General features: G+C 69.5%; 18 protein-coding genes, 1 tRNA gene and 1 pseudogene. 9 read left to right on the top strand and 11 right to left on the bottom strand.

Annotated features, from left to right (window positions below; translation table 11 throughout):
- Positions 1–1,386 carry a serine/threonine-protein kinase gene (locus ABTY04_RS02850; protein ID WP_352211500.1) on the top strand — a complete coding sequence of 462 codons (1,386 nt, stop codon included), beginning with the start codon at positions 1–3 and terminating at the stop codon, positions 1,384–1,386.
- Here ABTY04_RS02850 and ABTY04_RS02845 read toward each other — a convergent pair.
- The 11 genes and pseudogenes from ABTY04_RS02845 to dnaA all read right to left on the bottom strand — a co-directional run.
- Entirely contained in the window at positions 1,383–2,681 is a 1,299-nt protein-coding gene (locus ABTY04_RS02845; RefSeq protein WP_352211499.1) for a hypothetical protein, read from the bottom strand. The two genes, ABTY04_RS02850 and ABTY04_RS02845, sit on opposite strands and share 4 nt — an antisense overlap.
- Positions 2,682–2,803: 122 nt before the next feature.
- Complete coding sequence (locus ABTY04_RS02840; protein WP_208809277.1) at positions 2,804–2,938, bottom strand: DLW-39 family protein; 135 nt, start codon at positions 2,936–2,938, stop codon at positions 2,804–2,806.
- A 168-nt stretch (positions 2,939–3,106) separates the two neighbouring features.
- A tRNA-Ile gene (locus tag ABTY04_RS02835) sits at positions 3,107–3,180 on the bottom strand.
- A 94-nt stretch (positions 3,181–3,274) separates the two neighbouring features.
- On the bottom strand, positions 3,275–3,943 hold the full coding sequence (locus ABTY04_RS02830) for a DUF3566 domain-containing protein (protein WP_352211498.1): 669 nt from the start codon (positions 3,941–3,943) through the stop codon (positions 3,275–3,277).
- Positions 3,944–3,946: 3 nt separating this feature from the next.
- Positions 3,947–6,562 carry a DNA gyrase subunit A gene (gene gyrA, locus ABTY04_RS02825; RefSeq protein WP_352211497.1) on the bottom strand — a complete coding sequence of 872 codons (2,616 nt, stop codon included), beginning with the start codon at positions 6,560–6,562 and terminating at the stop codon, positions 3,947–3,949.
- Between the two features lie 41 nt (positions 6,563–6,603).
- Positions 6,604–8,664 (bottom strand): DNA topoisomerase (ATP-hydrolyzing) subunit B, encoded by a 2,061-nt coding sequence (gene gyrB, locus ABTY04_RS02820; protein WP_352211496.1) that lies wholly within the window; start codon positions 8,662–8,664, stop codon positions 6,604–6,606.
- A 421-nt stretch (positions 8,665–9,085) separates the two neighbouring features.
- On the bottom strand, positions 9,086–9,616 hold the full coding sequence (locus tag ABTY04_RS02815; protein ID WP_352211495.1) for a DciA family protein: 531 nt from the start codon (positions 9,614–9,616) through the stop codon (positions 9,086–9,088).
- Positions 9,613–10,749 carry a DNA replication/repair protein RecF gene (gene recF / locus ABTY04_RS02810; RefSeq protein ID WP_352211494.1) on the bottom strand — a complete coding sequence of 379 codons (1,137 nt, stop codon included), beginning with the start codon at positions 10,747–10,749 and terminating at the stop codon, positions 9,613–9,615. The genes ABTY04_RS02815 and recF overlap by 4 nt, the downstream gene beginning before the upstream one ends.
- Before the next feature lie 86 nt (positions 10,750–10,835).
- Entirely contained in the window at positions 10,836–11,711 is an 876-nt protein-coding gene (gnd, locus tag ABTY04_RS02805; protein ID WP_352211493.1) for a phosphogluconate dehydrogenase (NAD(+)-dependent, decarboxylating), read from the bottom strand.
- Between the two features lie 227 nt (positions 11,712–11,938).
- A complete protein-coding gene (dnaN, locus tag ABTY04_RS02800; RefSeq protein ID WP_030153167.1) occupies positions 11,939–13,069 on the bottom strand; it encodes a DNA polymerase III subunit beta in 1,131 nt (376 codons plus the stop codon).
- Positions 13,070–14,023: 954 nt separating this feature from the next.
- A pseudogene (gene dnaA / locus ABTY04_RS02795) lies at positions 14,024–15,208 on the bottom strand (chromosomal replication initiator protein DnaA); the annotation flags it as partial.
- A gap of 943 nt (positions 15,209–16,151) precedes the next feature.
- Between dnaA and rpmH the strand changes: the two are divergent.
- From rpmH to ABTY04_RS02755, 8 genes are all read left to right on the top strand, one after another.
- The gene (rpmH, locus tag ABTY04_RS02790; RefSeq protein ID WP_018547628.1) at positions 16,152–16,289 is read left to right on the top strand and encodes a 50S ribosomal protein L34; all 138 of its coding nucleotides are present in this window, start codon (positions 16,152–16,154) and stop codon (positions 16,287–16,289) included.
- 21 nt (positions 16,290–16,310) lie between these two features.
- The gene (gene rnpA / locus ABTY04_RS02785) at positions 16,311–16,685 is read left to right on the top strand and encodes a ribonuclease P protein component (protein ID WP_352211491.1); all 375 of its coding nucleotides are present in this window, start codon (positions 16,311–16,313) and stop codon (positions 16,683–16,685) included.
- Positions 16,682–16,963, top strand: coding sequence for a membrane protein insertion efficiency factor YidD (gene yidD, locus ABTY04_RS02780; protein ID WP_372481439.1), 282 nt, complete (start codon positions 16,682–16,684; stop codon positions 16,961–16,963). The genes rnpA and yidD overlap by 4 nt, the downstream gene beginning before the upstream one ends.
- Before the next feature lie 3 nt (positions 16,964–16,966).
- Positions 16,967–18,070 carry a membrane protein insertase YidC gene (gene yidC / locus ABTY04_RS02775; protein WP_352211490.1) on the top strand — a complete coding sequence of 368 codons (1,104 nt, stop codon included), beginning with the start codon at positions 16,967–16,969 and terminating at the stop codon, positions 18,068–18,070.
- 15 nt (positions 18,071–18,085) lie between these two features.
- The gene (locus ABTY04_RS02770; protein ID WP_030153171.1) at positions 18,086–18,598 is read left to right on the top strand and encodes a Jag family protein; all 513 of its coding nucleotides are present in this window, start codon (positions 18,086–18,088) and stop codon (positions 18,596–18,598) included.
- Positions 18,599–18,735: 137 nt separating this feature from the next.
- Positions 18,736–19,452 (top strand): 16S rRNA (guanine(527)-N(7))-methyltransferase RsmG, encoded by a 717-nt coding sequence (rsmG, locus tag ABTY04_RS02765; protein WP_352211489.1) that lies wholly within the window; start codon positions 18,736–18,738, stop codon positions 19,450–19,452.
- 259 nt (positions 19,453–19,711) lie between these two features.
- Positions 19,712–20,800 carry a ParA family protein gene (locus ABTY04_RS02760; protein WP_352211488.1) on the top strand — a complete coding sequence of 363 codons (1,089 nt, stop codon included), beginning with the start codon at positions 19,712–19,714 and terminating at the stop codon, positions 20,798–20,800.
- Complete coding sequence (locus ABTY04_RS02755) at positions 20,797–21,894, top strand: ParB/RepB/Spo0J family partition protein (protein WP_352211487.1); 1,098 nt, start codon at positions 20,797–20,799, stop codon at positions 21,892–21,894. Before ABTY04_RS02760 ends, ABTY04_RS02755 begins: the two co-directional genes overlap by 4 nt.
- Positions 21,895–21,925: the final 31 nt, after the last annotated feature.

The raw sequence follows: 21,925 nt of genomic DNA, 5'->3' as shown, positions 1-21,925 counted from the left end.
ATGGGTGAGGTCTTCGCCGGCCGGTACGAGCTGATCGATCCGATCGGTCGCGGAGGCGCGGGTGCCGTGTGGCGGGCCTGGGACCACCGGCGCCGCCGGTACGTCGCCGCCAAGGTCCTCCGGCAGAGCGACGCCCACACCCTGCTCCGGTTCGTCCGGGAGCAGGCCCTGCGCATCGACCACCCGCACGTGCTGGCCCCGGCCAGCTGGGCGGCGGACGACGACAAGGTCCTGTTCACGATGGACCTCGTCGCCGGCGGTTCCCTCGCCCATGTGATCGGGGACTACGGGCCGCTGCCGCCCCGTTTCGTGTGCACGCTGCTCGACCAACTCCTGTCGGGGCTGGCGGCGGTGCATGCGGAGGGCGTCGTCCACCGCGACATCAAACCGGCCAACATCCTGATGGAGGCCACCGGAAGCGGACGGCCGCACCTGCGGCTGTCCGACTTCGGCATCTCGATGCGCAAGGGCGAGCCCCGCCTCACCGAGACCGACTACGTGGTGGGCACTCCCGGCTATTTCGCCCCGGAACAACTGCTCGGCTCCGAGCCCGACTTCCCCGCGGACCTCTTTGCCGCCGGACTGGTCGCCCTGTACCTCCTCCAGGGCCGCAAGCCCGATTCCCGGGCGCTGGTGGAGCACTTCCTCGCCCGCGGCATCCCCGGGGCCCCCGAGGGCGTTCCGGCGCCGCTCTGGGACGTCATCGCGAACCTCCTCCAGCCCGACCCCGAGAGCCGGTTCCGGACGGCCACAGGGGCGCGCAAGGCCCTTGCCGAGGCCGTGGAGCTGCTCCCGCCGCCCTCGCCGGACGAGGACCCGGTGGAGGTGTTCGACCAACTCGGCCCGCTGCCCCCAGGGTTCGGCGCCCAGGGCCCCGGGAGCACGGCTGCGCCGGCGCCCGGGTCGCCCATCGCGGGCGCGGTCCCGGGGCAGCCCTCCGGCGCCCTCCCGCGGGCGGCCGCCGCCGCGACGGCGCCGGCGGAGCCCACCCCGAGCGACCCCCGCACCGCCGCCCCGCCGGCCCCGTACCCGGCGTCCCCGGCTCCGGCGTCCCCGTACGCGCCCGCGCCCGCCCCGTCCACGGCTCCGGCGCCCCCGGCTCCGGCTCCGGCGCCCCCGGCTCCGGCTCCGGCGCCCCCGGCGTCCCCGTACCCGGCATCGCCGTACGCGCCCACGCCCGCCGCGTACCCGGCCGCAGCGTCCTCGACCGGCAGCTTCCACCTGGCACCGCCGGAGGCGGCGGGCGCCCCGCACCCGGGGGACCCCGCCCCGGCGCCCGCCCGGACCGGCGGGATCGCCCCGCCGCCGCCCGCGGTCACCGCCGGCATCCTGATCGCCGCGCTGCTCTGCTTCGCGGTGGGCGTCTGGGCGCTGACCGGGAGCTAGCCCGTCCGCCCGCGCCGGGCCAGCAGGATCCAGCCGCCGAGGACGAGCAGCAGCACGGTCCCGGTGCCGAAGCCGGCGGCGGACACCACCCGCATCACCGCGCGCGTGCCGGCGGCCTCGGCGGCCTCGGGCGCGGTGAGCCCGTCCTCGGCAGCTGCCCGGTCGGCGGCGCCGACGCCGAATCCCGCCGCGGTCAGGCTCTCCTTGTACACCGGCACCCTGGCCGCCTTGCCCGTCACGTCCAGCCGCAGGGTCAGCGGCACCGCGGCGGCGTCCTCGGTGAAACCGGCGACCTTCCCGCCGAGCGTCACGGCGATGTAGTACCAGCCGGCCACCCGGGCCTGCCGCACTCCGGTGTCAGCGGCGAAACGGTTCTCGTACGTCACCGGCGCCGTCTTCGGCAGCGTGAAGCCGGCCTGCTTCCCGTCGTAGGAGATGTCCTTGTCCGCCATCTCGGCCCGGAACGGGCTGTAGAGCGTGACCCTGAGTCCGGCGGAGGCGTACCCGGAGCTCTTGGTCATCCTGGCGTTGGCGATCTCGGCGCCCAGCCCGAGTTGTTGTCCCCAGTCCAGCGGGACCCGGTAGAAACGGGTCTGACCAGGCTTCAGGTCGTCGCGCCACACCCCGCTGCCCAGGGCGCGTGCGTCGTTGAATCCGGTACCGCCGACCCGGGTCACCGCATCGGTGACGGGCAGCGTGGGCGAGGCCGACGGCCAGACGCTGGGCGCGGCTGCGGGGGCGCTGCCCGAGGCGAGGCCGGGCTCGCGCTGGAGCCGCAGTTCCACCGGCAGCGGCCGCAGGCCGGAGTCCTTGCCGACGCTGCGGGTGACCTTGGCGAAGTACACGCCCGCGCTCTGGCATTCGGCGTCCTCCTCCAGGCGCCGTCCTGCCACCACGCTCACGGGAGCGGTGTCGGGGCCGAAGGACGACCGGCCGGGGTTGGCCGGACACCGCTTCCCCTCGCTGGTCATGATCTCGACCTCGACGGCGTCGCCGTAGTCGTACGCCACGCCGCTCGCGGGCTGGACCACCGCGGAGAAGTACACGCTCGACCTGTCGTCGAGGCTCAGCCGGTAGAAGCGCTCCCCCTGCGCGAGCGTGTCCGTGTAGACCGTCCCGGCCGCCACCAGCGGGGCGTCCGCGCTGTTCGCGCCGCCCTCGATCTTCTTGGCTCCGTCGGCGGTGCGGTACGCCGGCTGCGGGGGCGCGGGGGCCGCGTGTACCGCTCCCGGCAGCCCTGCCGCCAAGCCCAGGGCCGCCGCCCCCACCAGCACCGCCCGTCGTACCCGCCCCATCAAGCCCACTCCGGTTTTGCTAGCGCAAGCCAAATCTTTGCATAATGCAACTTTTTGTCACAGAACAGCACAAAGCCCCGGCCGCAGCGGCAGCCGGGGCTTCATGAGATCAGCTTTCGGTCTCACACACCGGAACCAGAGGGCACGGAGTCGGTTGCCTCCGTCCACAGGTCCTGCTCGGCGCGGTCCGCCTGGATCTGGCGGTACACGAGCAGCCCGCCGATGGCGGCCAGTGCGACCAGGAGCAGCTTCTTCACCGCGCGACCTCGTCTTTCGTTGACGTTGGGGACTTCTGACGGCCAACAATACACACGCACCGATACCGTTCGGTGACCTGCGGGGCACTCGCGGCAGCAGCCGGGGGACCCAACTGCCCATACGAAGAAGACCCCCAGGCCGGGGCCTGGGGGTCTTCTTCGTAACTGTGGGGCTAACAGGATTTGAACCTGTGGCCTCATCCTTATCAGGGATGCGCTCTAACCAACTGAGCTATAGCCCCATCCGCGCTGCGCGCTGACTCCTGAAGATTAGCGCACAGACACGGTCACGCCAAAATCCGTTCCTCCGGGCAGTCCCCGCAGGTCAATCAGCGGTCACTCGTCCTCGGCGAGCGTGAGCTCCACACCGCCGACGAACCCCGCCGACAGGTTGTAGATGAACGCGCCCAGCGTCGCCAGCGCCGTCGCCAGCACCACGTCGATCACCGAGATCACCGACGTGAAGATCAGGACCCGCGGCAGCGACAGGAACGACTGGAGGTCGAAGCCGTTGCTCTCATTGGACCCGGTCGCCTCGCTGATGGTGCCGCCGACGGTCGAGAAGACACCCATGGCGTCCATGACCATCCACAGCACCGCCGCCGCCACGATCGTGCACACACCCAGCGCGATCGACAGCAGGAAGCTGACCTTCATCACCGACCACGGGTCGGCCTTGGCCACCCGCAGCCGCGCCTTGCGCGTCCTGGGGGTCGTACGGGCCCCCGTACGGGGCTTGCGCTGCGCGGCGGCGTCCCCGGCACCCCTGGGCGCGCCCGGGCCCTTGGGCGCCGCGTAGGCCTGCGGCGGGTGGTACGGCTGCTCCGCCGCCTTCGGGGCAGCGGCGGCCGACTTCTCCTGCTTCGGCTGCTTCGGCTTGCGGGTGTCCGTCACGGTCCTCCCCTTGCCCTCGGCGGCGCCGTCCCCGTCCTGGGAGTCCGCGGCGGGGCCACGGGCACCGTCTTCCCCAGTCCTGGCCGGTCCGGCGCCCGTGGCTCCACTCACGACTTACTCCTCGTGCTCCCCGGCCGAGGGCTGCGTGCCCTCGGCGGCCTCGACGGCCTCGACGGCCTGTCCGTCGCCAGCCTCGGTCTCCTCGACCTCGTCAGCATCCTGACCGGCCTCGGCGTTTCGCGCGATACCGACCACGGCATCGCGCTTGCCCAGGTTGATCAGCTGGACGCCCATGGTGTCACGGCCGGTCTCCCTGACTTCGTTGACTCGCGTCCGAATCACACCACCGCCGAGCGTGATGGCGAGAATCTCGTCCGATTCGTCCACCACGAGCGCCCCGACGAGCGACCCGCGGTCCTCCACGATCTTCGCGGCCTTGATGCCCAGACCGCCACGGCCCTGGACGCGGTACTCGTCGACCGGCGTCCGCTTGGCGTAACCGCCGTCGGTCGCGGTGAAGACGAACGTACCGGGCCGGACCACGCTCATGGAGAGCAGTTCGTCACCCTCGCGGAAACTCATGCCCTTCACGCCCGAGGTCGCACGGCCCATCGGGCGCAGCGCCTCGTCGGTCGCCGTGAAGCGGATCGACTGCGCCTTCTTGCTGATGAGCAGCAGGTCGTCCTCGGCGGACACCAGCTCGGCGCCGATCAGCTCGTCGGCAGTGCCGTCGGCGCCGTCGGCGCCCGTCTCCCGGAGGTTGATCGCGATGACTCCACCCGAACGGGGCGAGTCGTAGTCCTTGAGCGCCGTCTTCTTCACCAGGCCGCCCTTGGTGGCCAGGATCAGGTACGGGGCGGCCTCGTAGTCGCGGATCGCGAGGATCTGGGCGATCTTCTCGTCCGGCTGGAAGGCCAGCAGGTTCGCCACGTGCTGCCCGCGGGCGTCGCGGCCGGCGTCCGGCAGCTCGTACGCCTTGGAGCGGTAGACCCGGCCCTTGTTCGTGAAGAACAGCAGCCAGTGGTGCGTGGTGGACACGAAGAAGTGGTCGACCAGGTCGTCCTGCTTCAGCTTCGTGCCGCGGACACCCTTGCCGCCGCGCTTCTGCGAGCGGTAGTCCTCGGTCTTGGTGCGCTTGACGTAGCCGCCGTGCGTGATCGTGACGACGATGTCCTCTTCGGCGATCAGGTCCTCGATGGACATGTCACCGTCGAAGGGCACCAGCTTGGAGCGCCGGTCGTCGCCGTACTTCTCGACGATCGCCGCGAGCTCCTCGCTGACGATCGAACGCTGCTTCTCCGGCGAGGCCAGGATCGCGTTGTACTCGTTGATCTTCGCCTGGAGCTCGTCGTGCTCGGCGACGATCTTCTGCCGCTCCAGGGCCGCCAGGCGCCGCAGCTGCATTTCGAGGATCGCGTTGGCCTGGATGTCGTCGATCTCCAGCAGGCCCATCAGGCCCTCGCGCGCGATCTCGACGGTGTTGCTGCGCCGGATCAGCGCGATGACCTCGTCGATCGCGTCCAGCGCCTTGAGCAGGCCGCGCAGGATGTGCGCCCGCTCCTCCGCCTTGCGCAGGCGGAACTTCGTCCGCCGGACGATGACCTCGATCTGGTGCTGCACCCAGTGGCGGATGAATGCGTCGATCGACAGCGTGCGCGGCACGCCGTCCACCAGCGCCAGCATGTTCGCGCCGAAGTTCGTCTGCAGGTCGGTGTGCTTGTACAGGTTGTTCAGCACGACCTTGGCGACGGCGTCGCGCTTGAGCACGATCACGAGACGCTGGCCGGTCCGGGACGAGGTCTCGTCGCGGACGTCGGCGATGCCGCCGATCTTGCCGTCCTTCACCAGGTCGGCGATCTTCTGCGCCAGGTTGTCCGGGTTCGTCTGGTACGGAAGCTCCGTGACCACCAGGCACTGGCGGTTCTGGATCTCCTCGACCTCGACCACCGCGCGCATCGTGATCGAGCCGCGGCCCGTCCGGTACGCCTCCTCGATGCCCTTGCGGCCCACGACCAGCGCGCCGGTCGGGAAGTCCGGGCCCTTGATCCGCTCGATGAGCGCGTCCTGGAGCTCCTCGTGCGAGGCGTCCGGGTGCTCCAGCGCCCACTGCGCACCGGCCGCGACCTCGCGGAGGTTGTGCGGCGGGATGTTGGTCGCCATGCCGACCGCGATGCCGGCGGAGCCGTTGATCAGCAGGTTCGGGAAGCGCGCCGGCAGGACCGTCGGCTCCTGGTTGCGGCCGTCGTAGTTGTCCTGGAAGTCGACGGTCTCCTCGTCGATGTCCCGGAGCATCTCCATGGCCAGCGGCATCAGCTTGCACTCGGTGTAGCGCATCGCGGCCGCCGGGTCGTTGCCCGGGGAGCCGAAGTTGCCGTTCGAGTCCACCAGCGGCATCCGCATCGACCACGGCTGGGCCAGGCGGACCAGGGCGTCGTAGATGGAGGTGTCACCGTGCGGGTGGTACGTGCCCATGACGTCGCCGACGACGCGGGCGCACTTGTAGAAGCCCTTCTCGGGCCGGTAGCCGCCGTCGTACATCGCGTACAGCACGCGGCGGTGCACCGGCTTGAGGCCGTCGCGCACGTCCGGCAGGGCGCGCGAGACGATGACGGACATCGCGTAGTCGAGGTAGGAGCGCTGCATCTCCGTCTCGAGCCCGACGGGCTCGATGCGCAGCACGGGCTGCTCCTCCGCGGGGTTCTCTGCGGTGGGGGTGGTTTCGTCGGCCATTGCTGGTCAGAAATCCTTTCGGGCGGCCTGGAACAGCCGACTCAGATGTCGAGGAAGCGGACGTCCTTGGCGTTGCGCTGGATGAAGGAGCGCCGCGCCTCGACGTCCTCACCCATCAGCACCGAGAACAGGTCGTCGGCCTGGGCCGCGTCGTCCAGGGTGACCTGGCCGAGCACGCGGTGGTCCACGTCCATGGTGGTGACGCGCAGTTCCTCGGCGTTCATCTCGCCCAGACCCTTGAAGCGCTGGATCGAGTCTTCCCTGATCCGCTTGCCGTTCTGCTTGCCGAGCTCGACCAGCGCGTCGCGCTCGCGGTCCGAGTACGCGTACTCGAAGTCGTCCCGGCCCCACTTGATCTTGTACAGCGGCGGGCGCGACAGGTACACGTGACCGGCCTCGACCAGCGGGCGCATGAAGCGGAACAGGAAGGTCAGCAGCAGGGTGTTGATGTGCTGGCCGTCGACGTCGGCGTCCGCCATCAGAATGATCTTGTGATAGCGGAGCTTCTCGATGTCGAAGTCCTCGTGCACACCCGTGCCGAACGCGCTGATCAGCGCCTGGACCTCGGTGTTCTGGAGGATCTTGTCGATCCGGGCCTTCTCGACGTTCAGGATCTTGCCGCGGATCGGCAGGATGGCCTGGTACATCGGGTTGCGGCCGGACTTGGCGGAGCCGCCGGCCGAGTCGCCCTCGACGATGAAGATCTCGCACTTGGTCGGGTCGTTCGACTGGCAGTCGGACAGCTTGCCCGGCAGCGAGGCGCTCTCCAGCAGGCCCTTGCGACGGGTCAGGTCGCGGGCCTTGCGGGCCGCGACGCGCGCCGTGGCCGCCTGGATCGCCTTGCGGACGATGTCCGCGGCCTCGACCGGGTTGCGGTCGAACCAGTCGTTGAGGTGCTCGTGGACGACCTTCTGCACGAAGGTCTTGGCCTCCGTGTTGCCCAGCTTGGTCTTCGTCTGGCCCTCGAACTGCGGCTCGCCCAGCTTCACCGAGATGATCGCCGTCAGACCCTCGCGGATGTCCTCGCCGGCGAGGTTGTCGTCCTTCTCGCGCAGCAGCTTCTTGTCGCGCGCGTAACGGTTCACCAGACCCGTCAGCGCCGCACGGAAGCCCTCCTCGTGCGTACCGCCCTCGTGCGTGTGGATCGTGTTCGCGAAGGAGTACACGCCCTCCGTGTACTGCGAGTTCCACTGCATCGCGATCTCGACCGAGAGCATGCGCTCCTTGTCCTCGGCCTCGACGTCGATGACGGTCGGGTGGATGAGCTCGCCCTTGCGCGAGTTCAGGTACTTCACGAAGTCGACGATGCCGCCCTCGTAGTAGTACTTGACCGTGCGCGCGCTGGGCTCGGCCGTGTCCGCGTCGGGGTCGTCCGCGCCGACGGTGGCCTTGGCCGACTCGCGCTCGTCGGTCAGCGTCAGGGTCAGGCCCTTGTTGAGGAAGGCCATCTCCTGGAAGCGCCGCGACAGCGTCTCGAAGGAGTACTCGGTCGTCTCGAAGATGTCGCCGTCGGCCCAGAACGTCACCGACGTGCCGTGCTCGTCGGTCTCCTCGTTCTTCGCGAGGGCCGCCGTCGGGACACCGAGCTTGTAGTCCTGGGTCCAGCGGTGGCCGTCGGTCTTGACCTCGACCGCCACCTTCGTCGACAGGGCGTTCACCACGGACACACCCACGCCGTGCAGACCGCCGGAGACGGCGTAGCCGCCGCCGCCGAACTTGCCGCCCGCGTGCAGGACCGTCAGCACGACCTCGACGGCCGGCTTCCCCTCGGACGGCACGATGCCGACCGGGATGCCGCGGCCGTTGTCGATGACCCGCACACCGCCGTCGGCGAGGATCGTCACGTCGATGGTGTCCGCGTGCCCGGCCAGGGCCTCGTCGACCGAGTTGTCCACCACCTCGTACACGAGGTGGTGGAGCCCGCGCTCGCCGGTCGAGCCGATGTACATGCCGGGGCGCTTGCGAACCGCGTCCAGGCCTTCCAGGACCTGGATCGCGCTCGCGTCGTACGAGGCGGTCACCTCGCTGTTCTCACCGGCTGTGGACTGGTTGTCGTTGGGGTTGCCGGAATCGGCCACGAAGCGCCCTTTCTGGCACAGCACAGGCCGTACTCCGGGCCAGCAGGCATGCAAGCAGGAGCGGCTGCGTCGATCTGCGTTGTCAGCGTTTGTCAGCGGGATCCCGCAACAGGGCGGGATTTGCTTCAGTCTACCGGTACCACGGACATGAATGGGGGTTTGCGGGTACCTGAGTCCGCATGTGCCGCCCTGAACCTCCTCTCTCCGACTCCCCATATCCGGGAAGGGGCCCAAAGAGGCTCACACGGGCGTCCAGCGCTTCGACCTGTCAACCTCTGGCTACCGTGAGGGACGCCACCCGGAGCCAGGGGCACGCCGGCCCGCGCAGGGGGCACACCGACCGGTATGCCGGCCCGCGCGCGCACCCGCCCACAGCCCTGTTCGGAGTCCCCTACGACGGGCCGTACGGGCCGTCCGCGGACCGCGGCAGGACGCCGGGCCCGGTCTAGCCGTACGTGTCCCCCGGGCCCGTACTGCCCGGCGCGCGCAAGGGCCCGTACCGCTTCGGGCGGCCGCCCGGGCCCTGGACCTTGATCATCCGGACCGTGCCCTGTCCCAGGTCCGCGTTCAGCCGCGCCACCAGCTGCGGAGCCAGCAGCTTCAGCTGCGCCGCCCATGCCGAGGAATCACACCGCACGACCAGTTCACGGTCCTCGTACCGATCCGGTTCACAGTGCGCCGCGATCTCCGGCCCGACGATCTCGGGCCAGCGCTCCATCACGCCCGCGACCGCCATCGGCATCTCCCAGCCGCGCTCCGTGCGCAGCCGGTCCAGCGCGGCCATCAACGGCATCGGGTCGCGGCCGTCCGCGCGCGCACCCGAGCGCAGTCCCGGCTGCCGGCTCCCCTTCTTTCCGGCGGCCGCGTTGCCGCGGGCCCGTGCCTGCTCCCGGGCCGCCGCCAGCGCCTGCCGCGCGAGGTCCACACCCTGGGGAGGCTCCAGGGCCTTGCGCGGTTCCTTCTTGTCGTCGCTCACAGCCGGGTCACCTCACCACCGGACACCCCGAACCGCGTCCCCGCCAGCACATCCGGAACGTCGTCGTCCACCGCTGCCGTCACCAGCACCTGCTCGCCCGGAGCCACCAGCTCCGCCAGCCGCTCCCGCCGCCGCGCGTCCAGCTCCGCGAACACGTCGTCCAGGATCAGCACCGGCTCGGCGCCCTCCGAGCGGAGCAGCTCGTACGAGGCCAGCCGCAGCGCCAGCGCGTACGACCAGGACTCGCCGTGGCTCGCGTACCCCTTCGCCGGCAGATCGCCCAGCCGCAGCAGCACGTCGTCCCGGTGCGGGCCCACCAGGGTCACGCCCCGCTCGATCTCCTGCTTGCGCACCCCGGCCAGGGCCGCCAGCAGCACCTCGTACAGCGCCTCGCGCGTCCGCGCCGCGCCGCTGTCCACCGCCTCGCCCGCCGAGGACTTGTACGCGAGCCCCAGCGGGCCGCCGCCGGGCGCGAGCTGCTCGTACGCCTTGTCCGCCAGCGGCAGCAGCGTCGCGATCAGGTCGAGGCGCTGCGCCAGCAGTTCCGCGCCCGCGCGCGCGAGGTGCTGGTCCCAGACGTCGAGGGTGGAGAGGTCCATGGAGCGGCCGCCGTGCCGGCGGGCCATCGCCGCCGACTTCAGCAGGGTGTTCCGCTGCTTGAGCACCCGTTCGTAGTCCGACCGGACTCCCGCCATCCGCGGCGAGCGGGCCGTGACGAGCTCGTCGAGGAACCGCCGGCGCTCCCCGGGGTCCCCCTTCACCAGGGCCAGGTCCTCCGGCGCGAACAGCACCGTCCGTACGATCCCCAGCACGTCCCGCGGCCTGACCTGCGAGGACCGGTTGATCCGGGCGCGATTGGCCCGCCCCGGGTTCAGCTCCAGCTCCACCAGCTGCCGGCGCTCGCCGTGGGTGACGGACGCCCGGATGACCGCCCGGTCCGCGCCCATCCGGACCAGCGGCGCGTCCGAGGAGACACGGTGGCTGCCCAGCGTCGCGAGATAGCCGATGGCCTCGACCAGGTTCGTCTTGCCCTGGCCGTTGGGGCCCACGAAAGCCGTGACGCCCGGGTCGAGGGGAACCTCGGCCCGGGCGTACGAGCGGAAGTCGGCCAGTGAGAGATGCGAAACATGCATACGGCGCCGACCTCCCCCGGCTTCCTGCTCTGTGCTGCTCTGCTCTGTGCTGCTGTGGTGCTGTGCTGCCCCCGGGGCCTGTGGGACTAGGCCTTCTCGACCGCGTGGCCGCCGAACTGGTTGCGCAGCGCGGCGATCATCTTCATCTGCGGCGAGTCGTCCTGGCGGGACGCGAACCGCGCGAAGAGCGAAGCGGTGATCGCGGGCAGCGGCACGGCGTTGTCGATCGCCGCCTCCACCGTCCACCGGCCCTCGCCCGAGTCCTGTGCGAAGCCGCGCAGCTGCTCCAGGTGCTCGTCCTGGTCCAGCGCGTTCACGGCGAGGTCCAGGAGCCACGAGCGGATGACCGTGCCCTCCTGCCAGGACCGGAACACCTCGCGGACGTCGGTGACCGAGTCCACCTTCTCCAGCAGTTCCCAGCCCTCGGCGTAGGCCTGCATCATGGCGTACTCGATGCCGTTGTGGACCATCTTCGCGAAGTGGCCCGCGCCCACCTTGCCGGCGTGCACGGCGCCGAACTCGCCCTCCGGCTTGAGGGCGTCGAAGATCGGCTGGACCCGGGCGACGTGGTCCTTCTCGCCGCCGTACATCAGCGCGTAGCCGTTCTCCAGGCCCCAGACCCCGCCGGAGACACCGCAGTCGACGAAGCCGATGCCCTTGGCCGCCAGCTCCTGGGCGTGCTTCTCGTCGTCGGTCCAGCGGGAGTTGCCGCCGTCGACCACGACGTCGCCGATCGAGAGCAGCTCCGCGAGCTCGTCGACGGTGGACTGCGTCGCCGCACCTGCCGGGACCATCACCCACACGACGCGGGGGGCCTGCAGGCTGTCCACAAGTTCCCGCAGGCTGTGGACATCGGCGAGGTCCGGGTTGCGGTCGTATCCGATGACGGTGTGGCCTGCGCGGCGGATGCGCTCGCGCATGTTGCCGCCCATCTTGCCGAGACCGACGAGACCAAGCTCCATCAGGTGGTTCCTTAAGCGTTGTGGCCGTCTGTGCCGGGTTCCCCGGATTCCCCGGGGCACCCGGCTCCGAGCCTACGCCGGGCGGTGCCGCCCGGCGCCACGGGCGCTCCAGGCACGGCCGTACGGGGCTGTCGCGCGGCCGCAGCGGGGGCCCTGCGGGTGCGGGCGGGCGAACGCGTCGGGCCCGGCCCCGCAGCCTGCGAGACCGGGCCCGACGTACGCGCAGGTCAGCCGGACAGGCGCACCGGCATGATCAGGTACTTGTACGCCTCGTCCGCCTCGGCGTCGACCGCCGGGCGGCCGCTGAGCAGCGCCGGCTTGGTGGACGTGGTGAAGCTCAGCTGCGCGGCCGGCGAGTCGATCGCGCTGAGGCCGTCCAGCAGGAAGGTCGGGTTGAAGGCGATCGAGATGTCGTCGCCCTCCAGCTTGGCGTCGACGCGTTCCACAGCCTGTGCATCGTCGGAGGAGCCGGCCTCCAGGATCAGCACGCCCTGCTCGAAGCTGAGGCGGACCGGGGTGTTGCGCTCGGCGACCAGGGCCACGCGCTTGACGGCCTCGACGAACGGGGCGGTCTCGATCACGGCGATGGAGTTGAACTCCGTCGGGAACAGCGTGCGGTACTTCGGCAGGTCGCCTTCGAGGAGGCGGGTGGTGGTACGGCGGCCGGCGCCCTCGAAGCCGATGAGGCCCTCGCCGGCGCCGGAGCCCGACAGTGCCAGGGTGACGGTGTCACCGCTGGTCAGGGACTTCGCGGTGTCCAGGAGCGTCTTGGCGGGCACCAGGGCCACGGCGGAGGCGTCCGGGTTCTCCGGCTTCCACAGGAACTCGCGGACCGCGAAGCGGTAGCGGTCGGTGGAGGCCAGCGTGACGCGGTCGCCCTCGATCTCGATGCGGACACCGGTCAGCACGGGCAGCGTGTCGTCGCGGCCGGCGGCGATGGCGACCTGGGCTGCGGCGGAGGCGAAGACCTCACCGGGCACGGTGCCGGTCGCGGTCGGCATCTGCGGCAGCGCCGGGTACTCCTCCACAGGCAGGGTGTGGAGTGTGAACCGCGAGGAGCCGCAGACCACGGTCGCCCGTACACCGTCTGTGGAAATCTCCACCGGGCGGTTGGGCAGGGCGCGGCAGATGTCGGCGAGCAGCCGGCCGGAGACCAGGACGGTGCCGTCCTCCTCGACGTCCGCCTCGACGGAGACGCGGGCCGAGACCTCGTAGTCGAAGCCGGAGAGGGACAGGGTGCCTTCCTCGGCCTTCAGCAGCAGGCCCGCGAGAACGGGCACCGGCGGCCGGGCCGGGAGGCTGCGGGCAGCCCAGGCCACCGCCTCCGCGAGTACGTCGCGCTCCACCCGGATCTTCACCGGAACCGCCTCCTGCTGTTGCTCGCTCGTCTGCCGGCCTTCGTCGTCGGCTCGATGCCTCGATGCCCTCGGTGGCTCGGAGCCTCGTTGCCGGGGACCAGTCTGACGTACGGCGCCGACAGCCGTTGCTGCCGGAGGTCAAGTCGGGAGCGAGGTGTCGGGGAGGCGTCCCCACCGAGTTGTGCACAGGACCTGCTTGAAAACCGAAACCGGCCTAACTCTCCATGGGGGTAGTAGTAGGGCCTGTGGAAACGGTGGATAAGCCTGTTCTCGCAGGTCAACCCGCGTTTTTTATCCACCGGCCCTGTGGGTGGCACCGGTGGACAACACGGTGTCTCTGTGGAGAACGAAAACTTCTGCACAGGCCATCCCCAGGTGACCCCGACTACTCCACAGGTGTGTCCCCAGCTTTCCCCCGGTACTCCACAGCCCAAACGTCGACTTCTGTGTGACGGCTTTCACTCGGGGCGGTGAGGAGGGGGGGATGGTTGCCGAACAGTGGACAGCGGTGTGGGTAACTCGTCGCATCCTGTGCACAGGATGCGGGAACCTGTGGGTCGACGGTGGACAGAGGAGTGGACGAGCCTGTGGATGAATCTTCTGTCCACAGGGTGTGGATGACGCTTGCGCACAATTCCACAGGTGGCTGACCAGGCCTGATGGACCCTCACACGCCACCCCTGTGGACAGATTGTGGGTGACGGAAACAGTCCCCAGCCTGTGGACGGAAGAAAGTCGGGGAATCTGTGGATGAGTTGCTCCACAGGGGGCGTATTCGAACAGACCAGGGGCGCGTGGACGAAGGAGGGCGCCCCCGAAGTACCCCGGAAGCGCCCTCTGGATGCGTTTGAAGAGGCCCTGGCGGCCCGCGGACGGCCCCGACAGGAACGCACAGGAGCTCCCGCACGAGTCGTGCGGGAGCTCCTGTGAGGCAGCGGTCCGGGGAGAGCCGGCTCAGCCGTTCTTGATGCGGTTGGTGAGCTCGGTGACCTGGTTGTAGATGGAGCGCCGCTCCGCCATCAGGGCGCGGATCTTGCGGTCCGCGTGCATGACGGTGGTGTGGTCGCGGCCGCCGAACTGCGCCCCGATCTTGGGCAGGGACAGGTCCGTGAGCTCCCGGCACAGGTACATGGCGATCTGCCGGGCGGTCACCAGGACACGGCTGCGCGAGGAGCCGCACAGGTCGTCCACCGTGAGGCCGAAGTAGTCGGCGGTGGCCGCCATGATGTCCGAGGCGGTGATCTCGGGCGCGGAATCCTCGCCGCCGGGGATCAGGTTCTTCAGGACGTCCTCGGTCAGGCCCAGGTCGACCGGCTGCCGGTTCAGGCTCGCGAAGGCAGTGACCCGGATCAGCGCGCCCTCCAGCTCGCGGATGTTGCGCGAGATGCGGGAGGCGATGAACTCCAGTACCTCCGGAGGGGCGTTGAGCTGCTCCTGTACGGCCTTCTTGCGCAGGATCGCGATACGGGTCTCCAGCTCGGGCGGCTGGACGTCGGTGATCAGGCCCCACTCGAAGCGGTTGCGGAGCCGGTCCTCAAGGGTGACGAGCTGCTTGGGCGGCCGGTCGGAGGACAGCACGATCTGCTTGTTGGCGTTGTGGAGCGTGTTGAAGGTGTGGAAGAACTCCTCCTGCGTCGACTCCTTGCTCGCGAGGAACTGGATGTCGTCGACGAGCAGGATGTCCATCTCGCGGTAGCGCTTGCGGAACGCGTCGCCCTTGCCGTCGCGGATCGAGTTGATGAACTCGTTGGTGAACTCCTCGGAGCTCACGTACCGCACCCGGGTGCCGGGGTAGAGGCTCCGCGCGTAGTGCCCGATGGCGTGCAGCAGGTGCGTCTTGCCGAGGCCCGACTCCCCGTAGATGAAGAGGGGGTTGTACGCCTTGGCGGGCGCCTCGGCGACGGCCACCGCGGCGGCGTGCGCGAAGCGGTTGGAGGCGCCGATGACGAAGGTGTCGAACAGGTACTTGGGGTTCAGCCGGGCGGTGGGCTCCAGCGGGCCCGACGTGGAGCCCCCGGACGGGGCCGGCAGCGGTGCGGGCCGGCCGGGCGCCGGGCGCGGGGCCGGCTGCTCGTACTGCTGCTGCTCGTACTGATGGGACTGCTGTGGCGGGCGGGGCTCGTACTGCTGCTGTTCGTACGACTGCTGTTCATAGGAGCCCTGCTCGTAGCCGCCCGGCTCGGACTGCTGCAGATAGCCCGGCTGCGGGGAGGCGTACGGGTCGCGCTCGGGGAAACCGCCGAGGCGCGGCTGCTGCCAGCCGTAGTCGTCCTGCCCGCCGCGGGGCCAGGAGCCGGGCTCGGGGCGCGACTGCTGGTAGTCCGGGTAGGCGGGGCGGGCGGTCGGGAGCTGGTCGTCGGACGGGCCGCCGTGGCCGCCGGGGCGCTGGCCGCCGTACGGCTCGTACGACTCGGGGCGCTGCTGGGCGGGCGCGGCCAGGGGCGCGGGCTCGCCGGCGGAGTCGTCCACGGTGATGGCGATGCGGATGGGCCGGCCGCACTCACGGCTGAGCGCATCGCTGATCAGCGGGGCGAGCCGGCCCTCCAGGACGCGCTTGCCGTACTCGTTGGGGACGGCAAGCAGCGCGGTGTCGGCGACGAGAGCCAGGGGCTGGCAGCGCTCGACCCACTGCTTGTCCTTGGGCTCGATCGCCTGCTGTCCCTCCCCGAGGAGCTTTTCGAGCACCCTTGGCCACACTGCGGCAAGATCGGCAGGTACGTCAGCCACAGAGCACGCTCTCTCACAGGGGTCCCACGAATGTGTGGTTCTTTGGGACGGTCGGGACAAAAAATCCGGGATCAGACAACGGTAGTCAGCCCGACGGGTACGGTTCAAGTCGTTGTCCACAGCCTGTGCACAGCGCGGGGTCGCGTCGCCTCGGTTTGACCGGATGGCGTAGCCGCGCGTACCGTAACGAGGTCGAGTTGTCGATGGCTGCTGCCGCCTGCCTACCGATGGGCGAAGATCACCTTTTGTGATCGTTTAGCGGTGCCACTCGGGCGAACACGCGAGTTTCCTCGTGGGCGCACGGTGACAGCCAGGCGATGTCCCGCCACAACGATTCATTCTCTGGAGCCCCCGAGTGAGCAAGCGCACCTTCCAGCCGAACAACCGCCGTCGCGCCAAGACCCACGGCTTCCGCCTGCGGATGCGTACCCGTGCCGGTCGCGCGATCCTGGCGAACCGCCGCAGCAAGGGCCGCGCCGCCCTCTCCGCGTAACAACGCGCAGGTAGTGACGTCGTGCTGTCTCCCGAGAATCGGCTGAGGCGGCGCGAGGACTTCGCGAGCGCGGTACGCCGAGGTCGCCGGGCTGGTCGCCCGCTCCTCGTCGTCCACCTACGTACAAGCGGTGCAACGGACCCGCACGGGCCGGGGGATATAGATCCCTCGACGCGTGCGGGTTTCGTCGTCAGCAAGGCCGTGGGTGGTGCCGTCGTCCGTAACCGGGTGAAGCGCCGTTTGCGCCATCTTGTCCGCGAGCGGCTGTCCCAGCTGCCCGCCGGTAGCCTGGTGGTGGTGCGGGCATTGCCCGGAGCGGGTGATGCCGGTGTCGATGAACTGGCCCGGGACCTGGACGCCGCCCTGTCGCGGCTCCTGGGAGGCGTGGCTCGATGAAGTACCCGCTGCTCGCATTGATCAAGCTGTACCAGTGGACGATCAGTCCGCTGCTCGGGCCGGTGTGCCGTTATTACCCCTCGTGCTCGCACTACGGGTACACGGCCATCGACCGGCATGGTGCGGTGAAGGGGACGGTTCTGACCGGCTGGCGGATCCTGCGGTGCAATCCGTGGTCCGCCGGCGGTGTCGATCATGTCCCACCCCGTAAACGCCCGCGTTGGCACGAGCAGCTGCGCAGTGCGTTGCGTAGATCTCGCAATGCTCAAGGAGCCTGATTAGTGGACACGATTGCCAGTCTGTTCAGCTTTATCACCACGCCCGTCTCGTGGGTCATCGTCCAGTTCCACAGCCTGTACGGCGCGATTTTCGGCCCGGACAGCGGCTGGGCCTGGGGCCTGTCGATCGTGTCCCTGGTGGTCTTGATCCGCATCTGTCTGATCCCGCTCTTCGTGAAGCAGATCAAGGCGACGCGTGGCATGCAGGCGCTCCAGCCGAAGATGAAGGCGATCCAGGAGCGCTACAAGAACGACAAGCAGCGCCAGTCCGAAGAGATGATGAAGCTGTACAAGGAGACGGGTACCAACCCGCTCTCCTCGTGCCTTCCGATCATTGCGCAGTCGCCGTTCTTCTTCGCGCTGTACCACGTGCTCTCGGCCATCGCCAACGGGCAGACGATCGGCGTCATCAACCAGGAGCTGCTGGAAAGCGCCCGTCAGGCGCACATCTTCGGCGCCCCGCTGGCGGCGAAGTTCACGGACAGCGCGGAGAAGGCCGCCTCTCTGGGCGCCTCGATCACCGACGTCCGGATCGTGACCGCGGTCATGATCGTCCTGATGTCGCTGTCGCAGTTCTACACGCAGCGCCAGCTGATGCAGAAGAACGTCGACCTCTCGGTCAAGACGCCGTTCATGCAGCAGCAGAAGATGCTGATGTACATCTTCCCGCTGATCTTCGCGGTGATGGGCATCAACTTCCCCGTGGGTGTTCTCGTCTACTGGCTGACCACGAACGTGTGGACCATGGGCCAGCAGATGTACGTGATCAACCAGAACCCGACGCCGGGCAGCAAGGCTCAGGACCAGTACCTGACCCGTCTGCTGAAGCACATCGGCACGCACGGCGACGTCAAGGGCCGGGGCAAGAAGAAGATCGTCGCGGCGATCGTGGCCAAGGGCCCGGACCGCAACGACAACGAGCGCAAGTTCATCGCGGCTCTTACGAAGCAGGGTCTGGCTGCGCAGGCGGACGGGTCTGTCATCAAGAGTGCCGAGGCCACGGCCGACTCGGACGCGGCGAGCGGCGGTGCCGCCAAGCGGCAGCAGCCGAAGCGGCAGACGAAGTCGCAGCGTCAGACGCCCCCCAAGCCCTCTTCCAAGAAGTAAGAAGGAGTCCCTCCCGTGACGGAAGGCACCACCACCGCCGCCGCTGAGAGTGGCGACACCCTCACCCGCCTTGAGCAGGAGGGTGAGATCGCAGCCGACTACCTTGAGGGTCTGCTGGACATCGCCGACCTCGACGGGGACATCGACATGGACGTCGAGGCCGACCGGGCCGCGGTGTCGATCGTCAGCGACTCGGCCAGCCGCGATCTCCAGAAGCTCGTGGGCCGCGACGGTGAGGTCTTGGAGGCTCTTCAGGAGCTGACCCGCCTTGCCGTGCACCGCGAGACCGGGGACCGCAGCCGGCTGATGCTGGACATCGCCGGTTTCCGTGCGAAGAAGCGCGAGGAGCTGGCGGCGCTGGGTGCCCAGGCGGCGGCGGACGTGAAGGCGTCCGGCGAGCCGCTGAAGCTGGCGCCGATGACTCCCTTCGAGCGGAAGGTCGTCCACGACGCCGTGGCGGCTGCCGGCCTGAAGAGCGAGTCGGAGGGCGAGGAGCCGCAGCGCTTCGTCGTCGTGCTTCCGGCCTGACCGCAAGCCCGAGTGTTTCGGCCCCGTCTGTGTCGCAGACGGGGCCGATGTTTGTCAGCCTGGCAGTGCCGGTCTGGGCGGTGCCTGTCCGAGCAGTGCGTTTTCAACGATCCATGCGGTACGGAAGGACGGTCCCCGTGACGGAGGCAGCAGAGCTTCCCCCGGCGCCCGAAGAGGCGCGTGCGGTGTTCGGCGAGTTTTTCCCGGAAGCTGTGCGGTATGCGGAGCTGCTGGCGGACGCGGGGGTCAAGCGCGGCCTGATCGGCCCGCGCGAGGTGCCGCGGCTGTGGGAGCGGCACCTGCTGAACTGCGCGGTGCTGTCGGAGGTGGTGCCCGAGGGCGTCACCGTGTGCGATGTCGGTTCGGGTGCCGGCCTGCCCGGTATTCCGCTGGCCCTGGTGCGGCGGGATCTGAAGATCACGCTGCTTGAACCGCTGCTCCGACGGACGAACTTTTTGCAGGAGGCCGTGGAGCTGCTGGGCCTGGACCACGTCACGGTGGTGCGCGGCCGGGCCGAGGAGGTCCTCGGCAAGGTACAGCCGGTGCATGTGGTGACGGCGCGAGCCGTGGCTCCGCTGGACCGACTGGCGGGCTGGGGCGTGCCCCTGCTGCGTCCGTACGGGGAGATGCTCGCTCTGAAGGGTGACACCGCCGAGGAGGAGCTGGTGGCGGCGAAGGTCGCGCTGGCGAAGCTGGGTGTGGTGAAGACCTCGGTGCTGCACGTGGGCGAAGGTGTGGTGGATCCCATGTCCACGGTCGTCCGGGTCGAGGTCGGAGAGAGCCCCGGTGGGGTGAGGTTCGCGGCCAAGCGGGCCAAGGCCGCCCGGGTCTCCCGTACGCGCCGGCGCCGTTGATCTTCTGAGCCCGGTGGGTATGGAGTTCGGGCGTGTTGGACCCTATAGGTACGGATTTCGGAGTGTCGTAGCAGCCTGAAGACTGCGTCCGGGCATCGTGTTTCACGTGAAACGTCGCTCTCTGCTGCACGGAATCATCAGCCGCGGCCGTGCGGCTGCGTCCCCTCGTCCCCGCAAGGGTGAGGGGGGGACGGAGTTGTCCACATCTGTGGATTCATCCACAGGAGTACGGTCCCCGCTGGTTCGCGACCCGGGTGCCATGGCAGGCTCTGTTCATCGCGAGCCTGATGTCGAGGAGAGTGACACCGTGCGGTCCGACGCCAACCTCGCGGGGCCGATGGCCGATCCGGTCCCCGGTCCCCGCTCTGAATCGGCGGGCGAGGATGTTTCACGTGAAACATCGCCCCCACCCCTTGTAGACAACGACACGCCCATCGGCCGTGCCGCCCAGATGGCGGTCGAGGCACTGGGGCGCGCCGGCGAGGGGCTGCCTCGCCCGGAGCAGACGCGGGTCATCGTGGTCGCCAACCAGAAGGGCGGCGTCGGCAAGACCACGACGACCGTGAACCTGGCCGCCTCATTGGCCCTGCACGGTGCGCGGGTCCTGGTGATCGACCTCGACCCGCAGGGCAACGCGTCCACAGCGCTCGGTATCGACCACCACGCGGATGTGCCCTCGATCTACGACGTGCTCGTGGACAGCCGGCCGCTGCTGGAGGTCGTCCAGCCGGTGGTGGACGTGGAGGGGCTCTTCTGTGCTCCGGCCACGATCGACCTTGCGGGTGCGGAGATCGAGCTGGTGTCGCTGGTGGCCCGCGAGAGCCGGCTCCAGCGGGCCATCCAGGCGTACGAGCAGCCGCTGGACTACATCCTGATCGACTGCCCGCCCTCGCTGGGGCTGCTGACGGTGAACGCGCTGGTGGCCGGCGCGGAGGTGCTGATCCCGATCCAGTGCGAGTACTACGCGCTGGAGGGGCTGGGCCAGCTGCTGCGCAATGTCGACCTGGTGCGGGCCCACCTGAACCCGACGCTGCACGTGTCGACGATCCTGCTGACGATGTACGACGGCAGGACCCGGCTGGCTTCGCAGGTGGCGGAGGAGGTGCGCACCCACTTCGGCAAGGAGGTGCTGCGTACGAGCATCCCGCGGTCGGTGCGTATTTCCGAGGCGCCGAGCTACGGCCAGACGGTGCTCACCTACGATCCTGGTTCCAGCGGTTCTCTCTCCTACCTGGAAGCGGCGCGCGAGATCGCGCTGCGAGGGGCCGGAATTTCGTACGACGCCCAGCACGCCCACCTGGGCTCGGGCATGAACAGCACGCAGAGTGTGGCGGAGGGGATCCAGTGAGTGAGCGACGTAGGGGTCTGGGGCGGGGGCTCGGCGCACTGATCCCCGCCGCTCCGCAGGAGAAGACGCCGCCGGTGATCGGTGGCGGGTCGACGTCTCCGTCGGCGCTGCCGGTGCTGCCTTCGGAGCGCGGGGTCGCGGCGGCGAAGCTGGCTTCGCTGGCGCAGGCCGATGTTTCACGTGAAACATCGGCGGCAGGCGCGGTCGCGGTGGCGGACGAGCCGAAGGCGGTGGAGCCGGAGGCCGGCACGGTGGCCGGGGCGACGTTCGCCGAGCTTCCGATGGACACGATCACCCCGAACCCGCGGCAGCCCCGTGAGGTATTCGACGAGGACGCCCTGGCGGAGCTGGTGACCTCCATCCAGGAGGTGGGCCTGCTTCAGCCGGTGGTGGTGCGGCCGCATGCTCCGGGCCGCTACGAGCTCATCATGGGCGAGCGTCGCTGGCGGGCGTGCCGGGAGGCCGGGCTGGAGCGCATTCCGGCGATCATCCGGGCGACCGATGACGAGAAGCTGCTGTTGGACGCGCTGCTGGAGAACCTGCACCGGGCTCAGCTGAACCCGCTGGAGGAGGCGGCTGCGTACGACCAGCTGCTCCAGGACTTCAACTGCACGCACGACCAGCTGGCGGACCGGATCGGCCGTTCGCGTCCGCAGGTGTCGAACACGCTGCGCCTGCTGAAGCTGTCGCCGCCGGTGCAGCGCCGGGTGGCCGCAGGTGTGCTGTCTGCCGGGCATGCGCGGGCGCTGCTGTCGGTGGAGGAGTCCGAGGTCCAGGACAAGCTCGCCCACCGGATCGTGGCCGAGGGGCTGTCGGTGCGTGCGGTCGAGGAGATCGTGTCGCTGATGGGCTCGGAGCCTTCGGGGACCGTGAAGCCGAAGGGTCCGCGGGCGGGTGCCCGGGTGGCTCCGGCGCTCAGCGAGCTGGCAACGCGGCTGTCGGACCGGTTCGAGACGCGCGTGAAGGTCGATCTGGGTCAGAAGAAGGGCAAGATCACCGTCGAGTTCGCGTCGATGGAGGATCTGGAGCGGATTCTCGGGACGCTGGCGCCGGGCGAGGGCCGGGTGCTGGAGCAGGGTCTGTCCGGGGAGTGAACCCCCGGCCGCCGAGGGGCGGGTCGTGCCG

The organism is Streptomyces sp. NPDC097981 (genome assembly GCF_040302565.1).
Classification (GTDB): domain Bacteria; phylum Actinomycetota; class Actinomycetes; order Streptomycetales; family Streptomycetaceae; genus Streptomyces.
The sequence above is the reverse complement of the archived record's forward strand: the minus strand, read 5'-3'. Positions and strand labels throughout refer to the sequence as shown.

Excerpts from the sequence above, each read along its gene's own strand:
- ABTY04_RS02845 (WP_352211499.1), bottom strand. The coding sequence starts at position 2,681 with ATGGGGCGGGTACGACGGGCGGTGCTGGTGGGGGCGGCGGCCCTGGGC.
- yidD (WP_372481439.1), top strand. The coding sequence starts at position 16,682 with ATGAAGTACCCGCTGCTCGCATTGATCAAGCTGTACCAGTGGACGATC.
- gyrA (WP_352211497.1), bottom strand. The coding sequence starts at position 6,562 with ATGGCCGACGAAACCACCCCCACCGCAGAGAACCCCGCGGAGGAGCAG.
- recF (WP_352211494.1), bottom strand. The coding sequence starts at position 10,749 with ATGCATGTTTCGCATCTCTCACTGGCCGACTTCCGCTCGTACGCCCGG.
- gnd (WP_352211493.1), bottom strand. The coding sequence starts at position 11,711 with ATGGAGCTTGGTCTCGTCGGTCTCGGCAAGATGGGCGGCAACATGCGC.
- ABTY04_RS02760 (WP_352211488.1), top strand. The coding sequence starts at position 19,712 with ATGGCAGGCTCTGTTCATCGCGAGCCTGATGTCGAGGAGAGTGACACC.
- ABTY04_RS02850 (WP_352211500.1), top strand. The coding sequence starts at position 1 with ATGGGTGAGGTCTTCGCCGGCCGGTACGAGCTGATCGATCCGATCGGT.